This is a genomic window from Macrococcus bovicus, from assembly GCF_004359575.1.
Taxonomy (GTDB): Bacteria; Bacillota; Bacilli; order Staphylococcales; family Staphylococcaceae; genus Macrococcus; species Macrococcus bovicus.
Map to the genome: position 1 here is coordinate 1 of NZ_SCWF01000015.1, position 17426 is coordinate 17426.

Annotated in this window: 16 protein-coding genes and 2 pseudogenes; 1 reads left to right on the forward strand and 17 read right to left on the reverse strand. The window is 40.8% G+C overall.

Annotated features, from left to right (window positions below):
* Nucleotides 1-63: 63 nt before the first annotated feature.
* Nucleotides 64-339 (reverse strand): trypsin-like serine protease, encoded by a 276-nt coding sequence (locus ERX55_RS10300; RefSeq protein WP_133452499.1) that lies wholly within the window; start codon nucleotides 337-339, stop codon nucleotides 64-66.
* A gap of 174 nt (nucleotides 340-513) precedes the next feature.
* On the opposite strand from ERX55_RS10300, the gene ERX55_RS10305 reads away from it, so the two are divergent.
* A complete protein-coding gene (locus tag ERX55_RS10305; RefSeq protein WP_133452500.1) occupies nucleotides 514-1047 on the forward strand; it encodes a phospholipase A2 family protein in 534 nt (177 codons plus the stop codon).
* Nucleotides 1048-1348: 301 nt separating this feature from the next.
* Here ERX55_RS10305 and ERX55_RS10310 read toward each other — a convergent pair whose 3' ends face one another.
* The 16 genes and pseudogenes from ERX55_RS10310 to ERX55_RS10380 form a co-directional block, all read right to left on the reverse strand.
* The gene (locus ERX55_RS10310; protein ID WP_133452502.1) at nucleotides 1349-1915 is read right to left on the reverse strand and encodes a tyrosine-type recombinase/integrase; all 567 of its coding nucleotides are present in this window, start codon (nucleotides 1913-1915) and stop codon (nucleotides 1349-1351) included.
* A gap of 325 nt (nucleotides 1916-2240) precedes the next feature.
* A pseudogene (locus tag ERX55_RS10315) lies at nucleotides 2241-2357 on the reverse strand (transposase); the annotation flags it as partial.
* A 101-nt stretch (nucleotides 2358-2458) separates the two neighbouring features.
* Nucleotides 2459-3937 (reverse strand): hypothetical protein, encoded by a 1479-nt coding sequence (locus ERX55_RS10320; RefSeq protein WP_133452504.1) that lies wholly within the window; start codon nucleotides 3935-3937, stop codon nucleotides 2459-2461.
* A gap of 761 nt (nucleotides 3938-4698) precedes the next feature.
* Nucleotides 4699-4962, reverse strand: coding sequence for a hypothetical protein (locus ERX55_RS10325; protein ID WP_133452505.1), 264 nt, complete (start codon nucleotides 4960-4962; stop codon nucleotides 4699-4701).
* Nucleotides 4963-4988: 26 nt separating this feature from the next.
* Complete coding sequence (locus tag ERX55_RS10330; protein WP_133452507.1) at nucleotides 4989-5261, reverse strand: hypothetical protein; 273 nt, start codon at nucleotides 5259-5261, stop codon at nucleotides 4989-4991.
* Nucleotides 5262-5365: 104 nt separating this feature from the next.
* Nucleotides 5366-6010 carry a hypothetical protein gene (locus ERX55_RS10335; RefSeq protein WP_133452508.1) on the reverse strand — a complete coding sequence of 215 codons (645 nt, stop codon included), beginning with the start codon at nucleotides 6008-6010 and terminating at the stop codon, nucleotides 5366-5368.
* A 14-nt stretch (nucleotides 6011-6024) separates the two neighbouring features.
* The gene (locus tag ERX55_RS10340) at nucleotides 6025-6417 is read right to left on the reverse strand and encodes a hypothetical protein (protein WP_133452510.1); all 393 of its coding nucleotides are present in this window, start codon (nucleotides 6415-6417) and stop codon (nucleotides 6025-6027) included.
* A 196-nt stretch (nucleotides 6418-6613) separates the two neighbouring features.
* Nucleotides 6614-7372 (reverse strand): N-acetylmuramoyl-L-alanine amidase, encoded by a 759-nt coding sequence (locus tag ERX55_RS11695; protein WP_424960691.1) that lies wholly within the window; start codon nucleotides 7370-7372, stop codon nucleotides 6614-6616.
* 108 nt (nucleotides 7373-7480) lie between these two features.
* Nucleotides 7481-7801, reverse strand: a pseudogene (locus tag ERX55_RS11700) (CHAP domain-containing protein); the annotation flags it as partial.
* 45 nt (nucleotides 7802-7846) lie between these two features.
* A complete protein-coding gene (locus ERX55_RS10350; protein ID WP_133452513.1) occupies nucleotides 7847-8323 on the reverse strand; it encodes a phage holin family protein in 477 nt (158 codons plus the stop codon).
* A 57-nt stretch (nucleotides 8324-8380) separates the two neighbouring features.
* Nucleotides 8381-8668, reverse strand: a complete 288-nt coding sequence (locus tag ERX55_RS10355; RefSeq protein ID WP_133452514.1) for a hypothetical protein — start codon at nucleotides 8666-8668, stop codon at nucleotides 8381-8383.
* Nucleotides 8669-8672: 4 nt separating this feature from the next.
* Complete coding sequence (locus tag ERX55_RS10360; protein ID WP_133452515.1) at nucleotides 8673-10580, reverse strand: phage tail protein; 1908 nt, start codon at nucleotides 10578-10580, stop codon at nucleotides 8673-8675.
* Nucleotides 10581-10592: 12 nt separating this feature from the next.
* Nucleotides 10593-12308, reverse strand: coding sequence for a hypothetical protein (locus tag ERX55_RS10365; protein WP_133452516.1), 1716 nt, complete (start codon nucleotides 12306-12308; stop codon nucleotides 10593-10595).
* Nucleotides 12299-13261, reverse strand: a complete 963-nt coding sequence (locus tag ERX55_RS10370; RefSeq protein ID WP_133452517.1) for a phage tail domain-containing protein — start codon at nucleotides 13259-13261, stop codon at nucleotides 12299-12301. The genes ERX55_RS10365 and ERX55_RS10370 overlap by 10 nt, the downstream gene beginning before the upstream one ends.
* Nucleotides 13261-17121: a hypothetical protein gene (locus ERX55_RS10375; RefSeq protein WP_133452518.1), complete on the reverse strand. Its 3861-nt coding sequence runs from the start codon at nucleotides 17119-17121 to the stop codon at nucleotides 13261-13263. Before ERX55_RS10375 ends, ERX55_RS10370 begins: the two co-directional genes overlap by 1 nt.
* Nucleotides 17114-17377, reverse strand: coding sequence for a hypothetical protein (locus ERX55_RS10380; RefSeq protein WP_133452519.1), 264 nt, complete (start codon nucleotides 17375-17377; stop codon nucleotides 17114-17116). The genes ERX55_RS10375 and ERX55_RS10380 overlap by 8 nt, the downstream gene beginning before the upstream one ends.
* Between the last annotated feature and the right edge of the window lie 49 nt (nucleotides 17378-17426).

Consider the following 17426-nt stretch of genomic DNA (forward strand, 5'->3'; position numbering starts at 1 on the left):
AAAAATCCTCCATTAATAACGTCATCTTCAAAATCACTTCCAATCTACATCAATTGATATAGATTATCCGTTAATTTTGGGGATTTTTAAAACGTTATTATTGAGGATTTTAACACCGTTACTAACATTGTCTTGTCTAAAAAAAATTTTTGCTGACTTGGCTTTAATATTTAATTTTTGATTATAAACACAATGAGCAGCTGTTAATATAATATTTTTACTTATAATGGTACCTGTACAATTTACTAATTCATCATTTAAATCAGTTTTTAAATGGACAATTGATTTATAATTTTCCCAATCTTCTATAATAATTCTATTGTCATCTTCTATAACCATTCTATTAATCGGTAGCTCTTTTGCTAGTAGTATATTGTTATTAATAACAATATATACAAAAAATAATAATAAAATATTTTTTTCATATTATTACATCCTTTTCCATTTTATTCTTGTATTATAATTCAATGCAAGTTAGGATGTAAGTATCTAAATATACTAGGGAGTGTAATTATGAAAAAAATATTTTTGTTTATTCCAATTATTTCTCTAATGTTTGCATCATTCTTTTCTTTACCTGTTCAAGCTGCAACGACTGATCAAATTGTTACTCAGCTTCAAAACTACTTAACTGTTCAAAAAGATGGTACAGTTCAATTCGATATTGAAAGAGCAAAGAAAGATAAAAAGTCATCTGATTTCATAATGGCCGGTGTTAGCGCAGAAGAATATACTCTTGCACAAGATATTCAATTCAATCCTGATTCTGAATATACAGCAAATGAGTACCATGGAAATTTTTGCGGACCAGGAACACAGAATATGAATGCAAAACCCGTTGATATTCTTGATGCACAATGTAAAAAGCATGATTTGTGTTATTCTAAAACTTATAATAGTTGTCAATGTGATAGAGGATTAATTGCCGATGTTAAAAATATTATGGGAAAACTTTCAGGCACTAAAAAAGTAAAAGCACAAGGAATTCTCGCAGCTATGTATGCTAAGCTTAATGCTCCACTAGGCTGTAAAAACTATGCAAGTTAAGGTGGGTTTCCTATGAATAAAAATAATATAGTTTCGCTTTTATATATTTCTTTTTTTATATCAATAATTTGTTATCTGCTTAATTTTGGAGGTTTCCTACCAGATTGGGCAGTTATTATCTCAATATTAATTTCTGTCATAGGTATTAGTATTAGTATAGTTATTAAGAAACCTATATTATGTATCTTATTTTTGATTTCTTTATTTTTTATGCCCATATATTTATATTTAGGATATATGTTTGATTCTTTAATCCACAATATGTCTAAGTAATATATGAAATATGCAGTTTATTAAAAACTTAACTATATAAATTTTCCATTACTTTACTTATTGAATCATTTATCACATCCTGATTAATCCCAATATATCTCAAGGTCACAGACTGAGATGAATGATTAAATAAATCCATCAACAAAGCGACATCTTTCGTTTTCTTGTAGTAATGGTACCCGAATGTCTTACGCATCGAATGTGTACCGATTTCACTTAGACCGATTGATTTTGCTGAATGATTCAAAATTCTGTAGGCTTGCACACGACTAATGGGTTTATCATTGCCGTCAGAATCGAGTTTATTGCTTTTAAACAGATAATCTTCATCCTCCTGGAACTGAATATAACGATCAATATCCTCCTTTAGATGGTAAAGGGGGATTTGTTTCTGTTTACGGGTCTTCTGTTCTCTAATCTTGATTGTATAATCCTTAATATCTTTTTTCTTTAATCCCAACATGTCACTCACTCTCAGGCCACAGTTAATTCCAAGATTAAATAGAAAGACGTCTCGCTCTGATCCATAATAAGCGAGTGCTTCTTTCATCTCCTGTATCTTTTTCACATCTCGAATCAGTTCCACACTATTCATCAAAATCACTCCTATAAGTTATATATAATGTATATATTGATATCATTATGATACATTATTCAAGACATAAAAATGAACCCCTTTTGTGTCGGGGTTTATCATGTAACATAATTCCTATTGTGTTACATGATAGTTTATTTCATATCGATACTCTTCTGGTATTATCGGATGATTGGTACTATTGTAATTTTCATTTTTATTCTAAATTCTAAATGAATATTAAGAAGAAAAGTTAATATATGAATGCGTTCAACTATCAATAATCTATTCCTGAAATTCTATTTAAGATTGTTCGTCCTTTATATGACTCTAAATCTGTTCCTAATGCCGAAGACGTCAGCTCATATTCACGTACAATTTCATTTCTAGGTTTACCATTCTCATAAAGTTTGACCATCTGTAACTTGAATTCAGGACTGAAGCTTCTTCTTTCTCGTGACATAAATAAAATCGCCTACTTTCTTAGATTAACAATATCTATTCACATAGAAATTGTCCAACTAAGTGTAGACGATTCAACTTGATTCTATGGCTGCCGAGTGTCTATTTTTCTTTTAGGTCCGTCACCTTGATACTGGCAATCTTCGTTTTTTCTTCCGCAAGTTGACTTCTTAAATCTTCCAGTTCTTTCCGTGCCTGTCCTAACTGTTTTTTGGCTTTTGCTTGACTGGCTTTCTTCTTCGGCAGCTTTTTCAGAGATTTAATCTCTTCCCGCTTATCATCATACTGAGTCTGCGCCTTTTCCAGAGATTTTTGATATGGTCTATAATGCTCTTTTACTGACAGAAGATGCTCTTTATCATTGACGTCATTCAGTTTCTCCATCTGATCAGTTAACACATACGCTTTAACGAGTTCATTTGCGGCAGAGCGCTCTTTTAAATCAACCTTGTCACGCAACTTGATGACTTCATCGTATCGACCTTCTCTGCTGGCGAGATAGAAGTTGAGGACGTCATTGTCCTGTTCTTTCGCAAGCGCCTTAATTGCCGGTTGATTATTCTGGTTAATCTCCTGGCCGATCAAGTACACCGCTTCTTGATCCAGACTCAGTGCTTTTTTATATTGCTGGTCCTCTACCAGCCATTTAAGATAAATGGCGCGCTGTTTATCACTGTTCAGCTCGTCATACTTTAAAGACGCCATCTGTTTTTTGGCCTGTTGTCGATCTCCGCTGATATATTCACTGAAAATATCATTCACTCTCTGCTGCTGTTTCAGCTGCTGATTCAGTGCTTCAGATTCCTTTGTCTTCTGGGTCATATTCTGATATAGGAAGAATGCGCCGGCCATCACTAGCAGTGCGGCTAAGCTCATTAAAATATAACGCAGCGGTTTACGACCGGAACCACTGGCTACAGTCCTTTTCACCGGCACAGCACCCATCCCTTTAGATTGGCTGAGACGTGCAGTGATACTATGGCGAATAGACTGAATATCTTTCGCACGCAGAACTTCATCAGCAAACTGGAAAACATCCTCATTCTGGTGAATAAAATCAGATTTAAGCGGCTTGACATCGCCTGTCTGCAGATGAGTGAGACCCAGAATGATCAATCGCTTCAGACCATTTAAAGGTGTCGTATCATCATAGACGACTAGATCTCCAAAGTTATGCAGGACAGCTTTCACTCTATCCTTCTCATCTTTATGATGCGCAATAACAAAGTTGTTTAAGTCCCAAAGTACACGTACCTGATGCTGGTCCTGAAACTCTGCCACATCGGTCAGTGAAGAGAACAGTTCAAGCTGTGTCATAAAATCATCATTGCGGATTGCAGAATACATCGTCGCATCCTGCAGAAAATAATCAAATGAAATATATTTACCCCAGTCATTAAAACGAGTAATCCGGCAGAATACATGATCATGATTGAAATCACGGGAGAACGCCTGGTAGTCCTCCATCAGCTTCTCCTTGTTCGTATAGATATCCTTAAAATTCTCAAGCGGTGAAACATACTCAACCGAGTTGCTGAAGACGTTAATCTCACCATACCGGTTAATCTTAAACTTATTCAAAACATCACTTCCCTTAATTCAATCAACTTTATCTATTAGTTCTTATTTTAACATTCGTTTATGAAAATCGTGAGGGAAAAATTATTAAAATAAATGATTCACATGCTCTATATATGCAATGGAGAGATTTCTCAAGAGTTACACGATCAATGAGCACAAGAATCAGATGCTGTCATTCAAAATCAAGGTAATAAATAACCACTCTAGATGATCACTAGATTCACAGTTCAGCTATTTCAGAATTGTGGTGCAGCGTGAAAATCGAGGCCTACATCAACGAATGATTGATGAATCAAATAAATTGTTATCTTCTAAAAGTCAAAGGCACCAGTCACGATATAAATACATGAAGATGGCCTCACTTATTCTTGCAGCTGCAATCCCTATATATGCTGCTGCCGATATAGAATCTTTCAAAGTATATACAACCCTCTTTTCAAGTTTGATTGGTTTATCATTAAAATCACATTGTCACCAAAGTATGAAATAAAAGAAACCCCGAAACCTTGTCGTTTCGGGGTTTTCAGCTCTTAATATTGTTTCAGGTACTGCTCTTTCTCCCATTCACTTACTTGCATACGATGGATAAAATATCAATATATTATTGTGTATTAAAGTTTAAAACCTTATAAATACTAGATTTTAATGTATTAGAGTTTATATGAATATAAATGAGTGTGTCCTTTTTAGTGTCCTTATTAAATATTTTAATAAAAAGGACACATTAGTTTAAATAAACGAATATATGACAATTCGTCTAATCAGACGATTTCATTCATCGTCAACATCTCAATCATCAGCTCGTTAACCTTAACAGTCTGTATGCGTTCCTGATTCACTTCCTCTAGCTGCTCGACATCATCAGTGTCGTAAAAGTAATTTACCACGGGTGCATAAGATTTATGACCGATTATAATGGTCTCACCTCGTTCAACGCGGATAGTGCCATTACCATCAATCAGTCCTTCTTTAACATCTGCATGAAGCTCGTGGATCAGATTGTTGTAATCATAGCTAATGTTCATGTTGATTCTCCTTTTAGTCGGACTAACTAGAACAACTCTTTCATATAATCTAATTCCAAAGACAAAATACCAATAGGTAATATTTCTATTTTTCTAAGGTTTATACCTGGATCACTTCGCAAGTCAAAGTTTTCGGGATAGTAACCAACCACTGGTGCATAGGGTACGCCATCAGGTAGTATAACGAAGCTTCCTCTTTCCACTTTTACTCCATCTGAGTATGCCATCTTTCCTGCTTCTACTGCTGCCTCAATTTCTTCATTTAACCTGGTGTACTTATCATCATATCTGAATGTCATGAGTTATCCCCTTATATGTAGTAGGTACTCATTAATTATATATGTAAATAACTGTTGATTGTTATAAGTTTATGTAAAAAGCCACCTGTTAAGGTGGCTATCTTTTAATCTACTGTAATTTCAAAATCGTGATAGTATGCTTCGCTTCTGCTTTCTTCAATTGCTTCTTTGTAATCTTCTTCAGTCCACTTACTACGATCTGCGTCCTCATACTCTTCATCAATAATATTGCCGGACCCATACTTGTCATTAATCTCTGCATACAGATCCTTGTACGTCTGCGCCTCTGCAGTATAGACTTTACGACCGTCAGTTGTTTTGCCTGTCCACTTTATCCATACATCAACTTTATCAGTCGTAAGCGTCCACCAACTGTAATCGTACTCATCAAGTATAGCCTGCACTTCTTCAAGCGTCTCGACATCCTTAAAGTCTGGAAGCTCTCGGTCCGGCTCGTCGTCCTTAATCCAGCTAAAGTAATCAGTAGTAAGTAAGTGCTGTTTGAGTGCTGCGAAGTCCTTAAACGTCTCTTGTGATTGTACTGTACCTTCTTCGATTGCTGTTAAAGTGATCATGTTCATTTCCTCCCAAAATTTTAATAGTTTTTTATATGTGCCAAGTGTCATATTGTCAGTGTCGCGTTGTCCCTTTCTGAACTTGTGTAATGCTGATTGGTCTACACCAGATAATGTTGCAATCTTGTTGGTAGATAAATCACTTTCAAATATTTCTTTCAGTAGTTTCTCCATATGTGCCTCCTTGATTATGCTGCCATTACTGATTTAGGACACCACATGCTCACGTGACCCCAGTCAGTGTGGAAATCAACCAGTACAGCTTTTTCAGTTTCTTTTCGGATTGTAACTTGTGAATAGCTGTTGATTACTGCGAATGCTTCTTCTGTTGTTAAATTCTTGCGGATGATCCATTCAGGAACGCCACCAACATTTTTATTAGAAGATTGTTGCTTAGGTGTGCAAAGACGACGTTCTGCACTGTAGATAGCTTCCCAGCCGAAACGTTTTTTGTTGTAAGTTTTGACTTGTCTCCACACTTCTTTTAAAGCAAGCGATAAAGCGATTGAGTAGTTGCCAACTTCCTTAACGATTCTTTGAGCGATTCTGTGAGCTGATACCATCATGTGCTTTTTGTTCATCTTAATCAATCTCCTTTGTTTGAATGTGGTGTGCTGTTCCTTATGTCTATATATTACTATGACATAAGTCATAAGTCAACAATAATAATGACATTTGTCATAATTTTTTATGTATAAGCTACAAACCCCATAACCACGCACTTTAGAGCAAATAAAAAAGCCGCCTACCTCCGAGGAGATAGACGGCTTTAACTTTTTATTTAACTTTTAATACAGTTCCCACTGCAATTTGAGTATTGTCTTTATAGTTCTTGGACTTAATCTTGTTGTTAAGGTCGATTAGATCCTTGATAGTTACACCGTACTTTTTAGAGATACTGTACAATGTATCACCTTTTACGACCTTATGAGTAGTCGCATTGGACAATGACGCAGGTTTTTTCTTTTCAGCTCGCTTAGGATCATCAATGCCCCCACCGTGGATAGCTTCAGCAATCTCTTTAGTAAATGATTGTAGATTTCCCTTGATGTAATTCATGTCTTTTTTACTTGTGATGAATCCTAATTCCACTAGTCGATAGGACACGCCTAACTCTGCAGCGATACGCGCATTACCTAAGTCTGTACGTTTTGAGATAGGTCGAATGACACCCACTGTATCCGATAATGCTTTCTGAATACGTGTATCCATTTTATCTGGATTAAACCCACCCCAAATGATAGTATGGCCACCACTTGCTGAAGGACTTGCTGCGTCAAGATGGAACTCGATGACTTCATCAAACTTCTGTTTCTTTGCCCAGTAAAGGCCGTACTGCTTAGATGGATCGAATGTCCATGTCAGCATATCATATTTTTTATCAAATACGGTCACGTCGTTTCCAGCTTTTCTTAGATACTTCGCGATATTATCAACGATGTTCTCTCTGATAAAATCACGTTCATTTGTACCGTTTCCTACTGCTCCTGGATCGTTTCCACCATGCCCTGCAGTTAATAGAATTCTTTTACTCATTGCTTCTTCCTCCTTATATTTGATTCTGATGATATGACTTAAACCTTCATAATTATCACGGCGTTTCTTGACTGGTGTGTCCGCCTTACCGTTCCAGTTCTGTTCAATAACAACACATGATTCTAATGTGATATCGCTATGCACCACTGCTACGTGGCCATACTGATTATCAAAACGACCAAGTGTATAAATCAGAATATCGCCCGGTTTAGGCAATAAGTCGGGGGTATTTATCAAGACTTCAGCAGCACCATTGAAGTGATTATCAATGAGTTGATTCGCATTACCAGTCATCGTGATTCCAGTAGCCCACTTGACTAAATCGGTTGGTAAGTCGGCACACTGATAACCGTATAGACCATCTGGATTAATAAACTTACCGATATACCAATCTAAACGCTGGTTGAGTTCGGCTCGAGTTTTAGTCATTCCATTTCCTCCTTAAATTAAAAAGACGACTCAATGAGCCGCCCGTTATTTATTCTCTACTTTTACTTCTACGTCTTTAATGTCGCCATTCTTATCTTTAACAATTGTTGTTGTTGCGTCGCCAGGCACAATCTCCTTGACTGCTTCACCATTTTCAAACATGGCCAACTTATCTGTAATGACGTCAGGAATAGGCAGACCAAGCTGTTTAGCATTTTCGATTAGACTTAGCGACTCTACAACAATATAAAAGATGACAACTGCATTGACCCCCATACCATTGCCATTAAATACCTGGTCAATCACGTTGGCCATAATCACGATGAAGTACATATGCGCCTTTCGTGCTAGTCCCTCCGATGCTCTGCGTGACCTTAATTCATTCTTCGCAAACCCTTTACTGATACCACTGATGACATCAAATAATGTCATCAAAAAAAGGATACGCAGTAGCAGCATATCCCCGTTAAATAATAGTTCTCTCCATACGTTAAGCTCTGTAATGATTACTGTCTTATCCATTCTCCACTCTCCTTTAATTTTATTTATAATAAAAACCCCTCTACTAATGTAGAGAGGTTAAAGTACGACTTCCACCAGTTGTGGCACAGACACTTCTTCAACTACTAGTCCTTTTTCCGTGTCGAGTTGCTGTTGTTCTGCGTTTAACTCCTCGAGCGACAGCAGCTTCTCGCCGTCTTTGAGTCTTAAATTCTCGCCATCATATTCCAGTTTATATGCTTGTCTTGCCACTTCTTCTCTGACTGGCAGGGTTTTATCAAAAATATCGCTTACAACTAAATCAGAGCCACTGCGCGACAATACATATTTGCCATCAATTAATTTGTAACAGATAATCCAATTCATCTAATCATCCTCTCTGTGCAATCTTGTTGCAGCGCACTGCCATCGTGTTGCTAGGCGCACTGGCAGGGTCAATCCAGAACTCTAAATAAAACGATCGTTCTTCGTATCCTGGCTCTCCTATATCCACGCTCTCACTGATATAGTCAATTGAGCCACGCTTTACCAATACTTGAGCCATCCATTCTTTAGGTGTGCCTGTTGCACCAAACTCACGTACTCTAATAAATCCGTAGACGCTAGATGATGCTGAGTTAGGCGCAAGTGTATAAGCCATCGTAAATGTTAGCTTACTGCCGTTATGGTTAAAGTAAGCAGCCTCAAATGATGAGGGTGTTGTATTAGCCGACTGAAACATCTGCCCAGTGTGTGAAACGCCGGGGGATGTAAACCAGATACGCTGTACAACCAGCTCATTTTTAGGCACCCCATTCACTGTCCAAGGCACGCCTGATGGTCTATATGCTGAAAAACCGCCTCCCCACACTGAAACATTGCCGGCTGAGATAACAGTCTTTTTATCAGGATTTTTAACGTCTACAGATGTCAGCGTGTCCCCTGTAATCACAAACGCGCCTGTCGTCCCCTCAATTTTCACAAGCTGCGTATTGAGTGTGCCTGAAGTAATGACATCAGCAACCATTCCAGCGCCTGTGATGGCATTTCTGAACGTCTTGCCGCCATTCTTACTGATGCCGAGACCGGCACTGTTAAAAACGACCATCTCCTGTGGATTGTCCGGATTTTTAGCCACGATGCCTAGACTAGAGGTAAAGTCCAGTTGCGTCTTGGCGTTGAGAATTAAACTAGTCGCCGTGGAAATTGCACTGTCTAACATCGTACTGCTGATAGTTCGTCTACCTTTTACTAACTCATTGATAAACTGCGTGGCAAAGTTGACGTTAGCCTTGTGGCGTTTAGCAAGTGGCTGATCGCCATAAGTGACAGACTGCGTGATGATATCCCCCATATGATTACGCTTGGTCGTGATACCGACTATTCGCACCATCTGCTTGTAGCTGATGTTGTTCGCGACAAACATGACCTCATCCGCCTTTTTCGGCACGGCTTCGGGATACTGTTTTCGCAAGCTGATAAAATCTGACGTGATACTCACTTTGAGCGAGTTGTCAACATAAGTTTTAAGCGCCGCCTCTAACTTTGCAGGGTCTGTCTCCTCGCTCAATCGTAAAGGTGGCGCATGTTTCTTGCCGACGCCTGGCACACTTGCCAGTGGGTGGGTGTACTCTCTCGATATGCCTGCAAGGCTGTTAGGGTCGCCGTCCGTTACATCTGCATAGCCTTTGGCATACGTGTAAAAGTTAAAGCCGTCAATCTCCTGCTGCACGTTAGCGGCGTTGATAGTGTCTGAAATAATATAATCCGGTCGATTGACTAGATACTTAGATAACTCAACGGTGTTGCCATTGACTTTAAACTCTAACTCAAACGTCTCGAGTACATTGTTAAATATCTCGAGTTTAGTCTGTCCATCGCCGTACGACTCAATGTACTTGCTAGATGTAAACGTTGGCGGCAGCTGATAGGTAAACCCCGAACCATTAAAAAGAGAGCTGAGTACAGCATCAGCTGTAAACTCGCCCTCGTAGTAGTTATATAACCTTGTGGTGTTAAATACTTCGTTAAAGAGTGGTATTGCATTGATGACCAGCTTTTTAAACTTGCCTATCGTTGAGACCGCCTTACGCTTAACCACGTAGACGGTGCGATCATTGTTACCCTCAACGCCTGAGAACTTCCATGACTCTGTGATGTTTTTGATAACATCTTTGTTAATCGGCGAATCCGTCAGCTCGATCGTGAGCGAGTCATCGCCATTAAGCTGTTCTTCCACTGTGGTTATACCCTCGACCATGTAAGGAATATTGTTATGGTCTATTGCGTGTAGAGCCATTTAATCACCTCTTTAATTAGTCTCGACCTTATACATCACTGTAAATGGAGTATTTGGCATAGGCTTGCCCGCACCGTCAAGCAGACGCACTGTAAACGATGTACTTGTAACGCCTGTAATCTGTACGCTAGTACCTGTATTATTAGCTCCATAAAGTTGCGCAGAAACGTAAGTTGGTACTACACCCAAAGTGTGTGAAACATTACGATCGCCACTCGTCGCTGTTGTGTCTGTCGCAACACCTGTTGCCGTCTTATAGCCACCATTTGCATTGTGTATTAAACCGTAAGTCGATAATCTATTAAAGCTGGTAACATTAATATCAGTTGTTTTAACCGTTGCGCCTTTATTGGTAACATTTGTAGCGTAAATCGTACCGCCGCTGTAAACTGCTAAATTTTTATCTTTTGCGTCTGCAACTTTACCACCGGCAAAGTTGATGACTGCGCCATAGATTGCCGCTACGTTGCGGTTACAACCTGTTGCTGTGGCACTGTCAGCATGGATTGACGAAACCCCTGAAGCATAAATACCATTACCGCCGCAATTATTAGCTGTGCCACTGCCAAAGTCCACTGATGAACCTGACATTGATGACACACCGTTATTTGCACACCCACTCACATTCGCATTGTCGCAGCCGATTGATGATGCCTGCGTCGCCACAATGCCGTCAGATATAGAGTTCTGCGTCGAACCAGAGATAAACGTACAGCGTGAGCGTAATACACGCAGCGCACATGCTGTCGCTTTTGAATTGTCAATCGTACTGTTACTTAAATCAGCATTGGATGAACGACTGACATAAACCGCATATAGGCCACCTTTACAATCGTTAAAGTTAGCTTCGGGAATAGATACAATACTGCCTCGTGTTACCCACGCTGTTCTGTCGTTACCACCACTCCAAACGGAGTATGCAGCGCGAAGCATACTTGAGCGGACATACAGACATGTGACGCCCGCATTAATAACACCGCATCGACTGTCTACTTTGGCCACGCAAGAGTCCTCAATGTTATAGCCATTTGCACCCGTGTTTTGCATATCAAATACAGTGCTTAGTACCGGCATTTTTGCGTTGTTACCAAAGATAAAATTGACACCAGATGGCAAATTGACAAAGACAACAGCATCTTTTGAGGCAATCCTAAAGTGACTGTAATCACCATTAACAAGTCTAAGTGGCGTTGTAACGATATGCCCCGCATCAATCATCAATGTGATTGTTGTCCCCTGCTTAAATGCGCGAGTGCTTAAATCGTCAATAGCCGCCTGCAACGTAGGATATTGCGACGGTATGTTGAAGGTGATATTGCTTGTTTGCACTAAACTGCGGTTACTAAGCCCGTTTAAATCTACTCTTGATTGCAGCGTCCATTTGCCGTTGTCGTACCAATAGATCTGATTTGTATCGAGAACGCCGCGGATTTCCTTTTGCTCGGCGACGGCCGGTAAATCAGCGTATGTTGCCACTGCTTCTTTAGGCTTAAACTCATTCTTAGCAAGCCAGCTCTGCACGACTTCGCTCGCAATGATTTCTTTACCTCTGTTTGCAATTGTTTTTTTGACATCTGATACGTTACTACTAAGCGTGTTCAGGCTAATTTGATGATTCTTCACTTCGTTCGTCAGCTGTCCTGTAACGCCCTCAATCTTTTGAAAATTCCCATCAATATCAACCGCCGTCTTTTCGTCCATCATCGGATATATTCTCTCTAATTCCATCTATTAACCTCCACATCTCTTATTTTTTGGGCGCCGTAATAAAATCTAAAATCAAACTCGATGTCGTATTGAGTTATCCCCTCAACACGCATTACATTCTGTCCTGATCTAATTACAGGAAAATAGTAGTTACTCTGATGCAGGGCTGTCGCATCGTTGACCTTGACATAAGGCTGACTAATCTTGATGACATCGCCTGCCTTAATATCTCTGGTCAGAATGAACACACCGCCTGTTGCGTCAACCAATCTGATGCTTGACGCTGACTGTTTAGCTGTAATTGTAATTTGGCAATACTGTTTCCAGTCGTTGATGTCGACATGGCCGGGATTATAGATGTTGAATTTAGGCACGTTGCTGTATTTGTACACCCATGTGTCCCGATTAATCTCCTTCATCTGCAAACCCATACCAAAGGACCAGATGCCACTGCTTGCATCCACACCATTGTCATTAATCAACTTGCTCGTGCCGATACTTTCAGCGTATGGCAGCATGGCTGTCTCAAAGGTCGCTGTACCTTTACCTGTGAGAGCTATCTGCTCAAATACCTGACTGCCTGTACCAATTACTAGATATTGCTTGCCGTTCGCGTATCGCATGTTAGGTAAGCCCATCGCACCTGTTCGTTCGCCCGGCTTTTCAAAGCTCACTCTCACATGCTCAGGCACCATTTCTCTGATATAAAAAGGCTCACTACCCGATAAGACGGCCATAATCTGGTCACGCAACATCGGATATTGAGCATCTAAGTTAAAGTCAAATTCAATTTCTGCTTCTAGCACGATTTTTTCGTGCGAACTGTTTCCTAAAATCCGCCCTGGTCTGCCGTCTATCCGGCTGAACTCATTGATGATTTCGGGACTGCTTACTTTTAAAGGAGAGGCGAGCCAAAAACCCGCCTCATGTAACCTGATACTTTTAGTGCCTTGCACTAGTTCGAGACTGTACATTAACTCGCCCCCAATATGTTTACATTCGCGCCGACAGCATCCATCGTGTCGAGCGTGTGTTTAAGCATATCTAAATCGTGTTCAGACTTAATCACGATTGTGATGTTTTGCTGTGGCATTTCGATACCATCTTGTAAGTTTGCGTCAAAAGTAGATGCTACTGATCGTTTCATATCCTGTGTACCGCCTGAAACATCGAACGGTGTGAGGCTCAAATCAGGCTTAACATTACGCTCAATGGCACTTGCAATCTGACTTGATGCCGTTGCAACTTTACGCTGTGCAGTGTTGAGTCCGTTAACTAAGCCACTTCCCACATAGCCCATTAAGTCCATCATCACTCTTGATGGCGAGTGGATGCCTAGACGCTTTTTAATGGTGCTGCTGATAACGTCCGCAATCTTAGTGGCTACTACTTTAAGTTGCTTATCCTGCGATTTCAGACCGTTGACCACACCTCGAGCCGCATCCACACCAGCCTGATAAAAGTGAGTGGCATTCTTACTGCCCATCTTACTGCTGACACTATTGATCTGTGCCTGTAAGCTGTTGATTTGATTGACTGCTGACTTGCCGCCTTTCACTAAACCTTTAGCCAGTAAGCCGCCTGTCTCAATCCCAGCGTCTAGGATGTCTTTCAGCGTGGACTTGTTAATACCCATCTTCTTAAGGCGCTCGATATTCGCGTAGTAGGACTTCATACTTTGCAGTCGATTAGCCATAACTTTACGCATACCGTTCGCTGTCTTGCGTTCCGTGGATGTGATGGACGCGAACCCTCGCAGGTCATCACGTATCTTGTTGCTAAAGTCTGTCTTGCGGTCAATCGCAGCCTGTAGCTTATCCTGCGCTTTGTCAAGACGTGCTGCAATCTCTTCACGTTTCTTCGCAATTCGTGTCATGTAAATCTGCATCGGTCTGATTTCGTAATATGCTTTACGGTTTTTTGCGCGCTTTTGATACTGCCCTGACGCTATGTTATGCAGTGTTGCGTACTGCTTTTTAAGTTTATTGATTTGAGACGTTTTGGCCACTCTTGCTTTTAAACTCATCTTTTTGCGCAAATCTTGATTAAGTTTAGCAATTTTTTGGGATATACCTTTACGTTTATCAATAATTTTTTCGATTTCTGCAGTAGCTGCTTTCATGTTGTCTGTTAAAAAGCCGTAGATGGACGACGCGCCCTCTTTAGCAGTACCGTAATTATTTGACTTGAGTTTAGCAAGACCTTTAGTGACTGGCCTAAGCATACGCTGTACCGCAGTATCTACTTTCGGGATGTCCTTACGGATACCGATTGCAAAACCTTGAGTCAGCCATTGACCGATTTGTTTCAAGACCTTAGAGGGGGAGCCGATTTTAAGTGCAGACCTTACCGCATTGACTGCATTTTGTGCCATATTACGTGCTGCTGCAAGTGCTGCACCTGCCATGGATTGAATACCGTTGATGAAGCCTCGTACCAAGTCAGCACCAGCTGCTACCATCTGCCCTGCTGCACCTCTAACAGCGCTTAATATACCAGAAACCATACTCGTAATGGCAGATAAAGCCGCTGAAGCACCAGAAGTAATCGCAGAAACAAAAGAACTCATGGCAGATGTAATCGTCGAAACTAAACTCGAAGCGAAGCTAGAGGCCGCTGAAACCATCGCAGAGAAACCACTAGACACCGCTGATAGTGCAGCACTTATACCGCTAGAAATCGCTGAAGTGACCGCCGAAAAAGCGCTCGAAACAGCTGAAACAATCGAGCTTAGGATAGATGAAGCTGTCGACAGCATACTCGAGAATCCACTAGAGACAATCGAGACAGCTGAGCTGATTCCTGAACTTATCGCCGATACGACAGACGAGAAAGCTGAAGAGCAGGCGCTCACGATCGAACTCATAATCGACGAGGCTGTTGAGAGCATCGACTGAAATCCAGAAGATACAAACGAAATCGCCGAAGCTACTCCGAAACTGATAGCCGAAGTAATCATCGACCACCCAGCAGTAACTGCAGAAACTGCTCCGGACCATGCTGCAGTCATGACAGTAAGGACCGTCGAGCCGAATGCCGTTAGTAAAGCAATAGCCATCGTAATCCCTTGACCAATCATAGCCATGCCTGTCATCCAACCAGTAACAAAAGTAGTAACCCCGTTAATAATCATCTGTACGCCTGCTGTCCATCCTGCAATAAACGATTGAATACCTGCTATAATCATTTGAAAGCCCGCCATCCAACCAGCAGCAAACTGCTGAACGCCTGCGATAATCATCTGTACGCCTGAAAGCCAACCTTGCACGAATGTATTAACTGCATTACGGAACCACTCTACTTTTTGATATGCCATAACTAATGCTGCACCAACTGCAACAAGGGCTGCAATCCATAATGCAATGGGCGCTAAAACTGTTAAAAAGATAGGACCAAGTACGGCCACTGCGTCTACAATCAGTAGAATTGTCGGCAACAGAGACATCATAACACCAATTAAACTGATGACGACCCCAACAATTTGAGAAACGACTGGATGGGCCTGTGTAAACGCCGATACCCATTGTGCAACTGCAGAGATTACACCTAGGACTGCTGCACCTATAGGCGCCATTGCTGTCGCAAAGTTCATCACTGCAGTAACAATGCTACCGATCGTAGACATCACAATAGGTCCTTGAGCTTGAACATATTCAATAAATTGACGGAACCCTTGAGACTGTCCAATGGTTGCTGACCATTGTTCAAAGCGTGCAGACATATCAGCAAGCGCACTAAAAATAGACTGTGAGTTAGATCCAAATGCTTTGAATAAATTAAAAATACCGTTGAATGTATTACCGAAGATTTGACCTATTACTGGAAGATTAGTCTTAGTATAGTTTATAAAGCTCTGTATTCCTTGAGCTGTACTAATACTATTAGCCCACTTGTTAAATTGTACGGACATACTCTGTAATCCTTGAGACACAAAGCTAAATAGAGGACCGAACTGAGCGAACAAGCTAATGAATCCTGCTCCGAATCGTCCGGTTGCATTCAGAATGTTACCAAATACAGATACACCTGTTGTTTCTAACATTTTAAATAAGTTCGATGCAACTTTGGATGATTCAGTCCATTTCAGCATTTGTGCTGATGCTGCTGCTGTTTTATCAGATATGCCTGAGAGAAAAGGGGCCGCTTGTTGTAATACACTTGTAAATGTCTTGAGGCCATTCGCCAGTGTATTGAAGATACTTGCTTGGTTGCTCATAACTGTACCGTCCCAAGTATTCATATACTTGGTAAAGGCCGCATTATAAGCTAATGATTCTTTTGTAGCATTTACAAAGCCATCTTTAACTAGAGTGAGAGCCGTTTTTGCCATGAAGCCAAAACCTAATGCGCCTGCGCCCGCAATACCAAATGCACCCGCTAAACCAATCGCACCGCCACCGACCACAGCTAAAGCATTACCTACTGCCATCACTGCAGGAACTAACGATGCAATAACTGGGATGGCTGCACTAAAAGATGCTACAAGCGCACCTTGTATTTGATTCTGTACAACAGTACCAAATGCTCTAATACTAGATGCGATACTGCTCATTTGATTATCAAAACGATCATTGGCCTCTTGGAAAGCACCAAATGCTGTTCTTGCACGGTCTATCCCACTCATATCAGCATCAATTCGGACGCGGAACTTGTTAGGAATAGATTTCAGCATCGCGCGGAATCGACTGATCTGTGCCGTGGCTGCTGCAGTGTCTGCATTGACGTTGACGGTTACTTCGTCTTTCAGACTGTTCGCTGCGGATTGAGCGCGTCTGATGTTTGCCATAAACTTGTTGATGTTCGCTGTGATTTCAGCTGCAAAGTTCTTATTCACCCTGTCCCTCCTTTTTAATAAATGTGTCGTGCGTCCATCTATCGAGCGCACTTTCAGTGATTTGTTTAAGCACTTTCTTTTCGAGCTTCTGCATCTCTTTCTGCTCTTCCGTCGTGTCGATGTCATGACGTTTCTTCTCAATATCACGCGCAAACGGACGAAGTGATTTACCGTTGTTGTACTGACCAATCATCACAGCAAGGTGCAGATTCTCCTCCCTTTTATCGAGTGAGCGATGTAGATAGCCTTTGACCATGTTCGCCCACTCGTTAGGGGTTAATGTGTAGAGATAGTGTAAATCGATG

Bases quoted from the DNA above. Each gene is read 5' to 3' on its own strand.
- ERX55_RS10335 (WP_133452508.1), bottom strand. From the start codon at position 6,010: ATGGAGAAACTACTGAAAGAAATATTTGAAAGTGATTTATCTACCAAC.
- ERX55_RS10370 (WP_133452517.1), bottom strand. From the start codon at position 13,261: ATGTACAGTCTCGAACTAGTGCAAGGCACTAAAAGTATCAGGTTACAT.
- ERX55_RS10325 (WP_133452505.1), bottom strand. From the start codon at position 4,962: ATGAACATTAGCTATGATTACAACAATCTGATCCACGAGCTTCATGCA.
- ERX55_RS10380 (WP_133452519.1), bottom strand. From the start codon at position 17,377: ATGGTCAAAGGCTATCTACATCGCTCACTCGATAAAAGGGAGGAGAAT.
- ERX55_RS10365 (WP_133452516.1), bottom strand. From the start codon at position 12,308: ATGGAATTAGAGAGAATATATCCGATGATGGACGAAAAGACGGCGGTT.
- ERX55_RS10340 (WP_133452510.1), bottom strand. From the start codon at position 6,417: ATGAACAAAAAGCACATGATGGTATCAGCTCACAGAATCGCTCAAAGA.
- ERX55_RS10305 (WP_133452500.1), top strand. From the start codon at position 514: ATGAAAAAAATATTTTTGTTTATTCCAATTATTTCTCTAATGTTTGCA.
- ERX55_RS11695 (WP_424960691.1), bottom strand. From the start codon at position 7,372: ATGAGTAAAAGAATTCTATTAACTGCAGGGCATGGTGGAAACGATCCA.
- ERX55_RS10300 (WP_133452499.1), bottom strand. From the start codon at position 339: ATGGTTATAGAAGATGACAATAGAATTATTATAGAAGATTGGGAAAAT.
- ERX55_RS10350 (WP_133452513.1), bottom strand. From the start codon at position 8,323: ATGGATAAGACAGTAATCATTACAGAGCTTAACGTATGGAGAGAACTA.
- ERX55_RS10355 (WP_133452514.1), bottom strand. From the start codon at position 8,668: ATGAATTGGATTATCTGTTACAAATTAATTGATGGCAAATATGTATTG.
- ERX55_RS10360 (WP_133452515.1), bottom strand. From the start codon at position 10,580: ATGGCTCTACACGCAATAGACCATAACAATATTCCTTACATGGTCGAG.
- ERX55_RS10330 (WP_133452507.1), bottom strand. From the start codon at position 5,261: ATGACATTCAGATATGATGATAAGTACACCAGGTTAAATGAAGAAATT.
- ERX55_RS10310 (WP_133452502.1), bottom strand. From the start codon at position 1,915: ATGAATAGTGTGGAACTGATTCGAGATGTGAAAAAGATACAGGAGATG.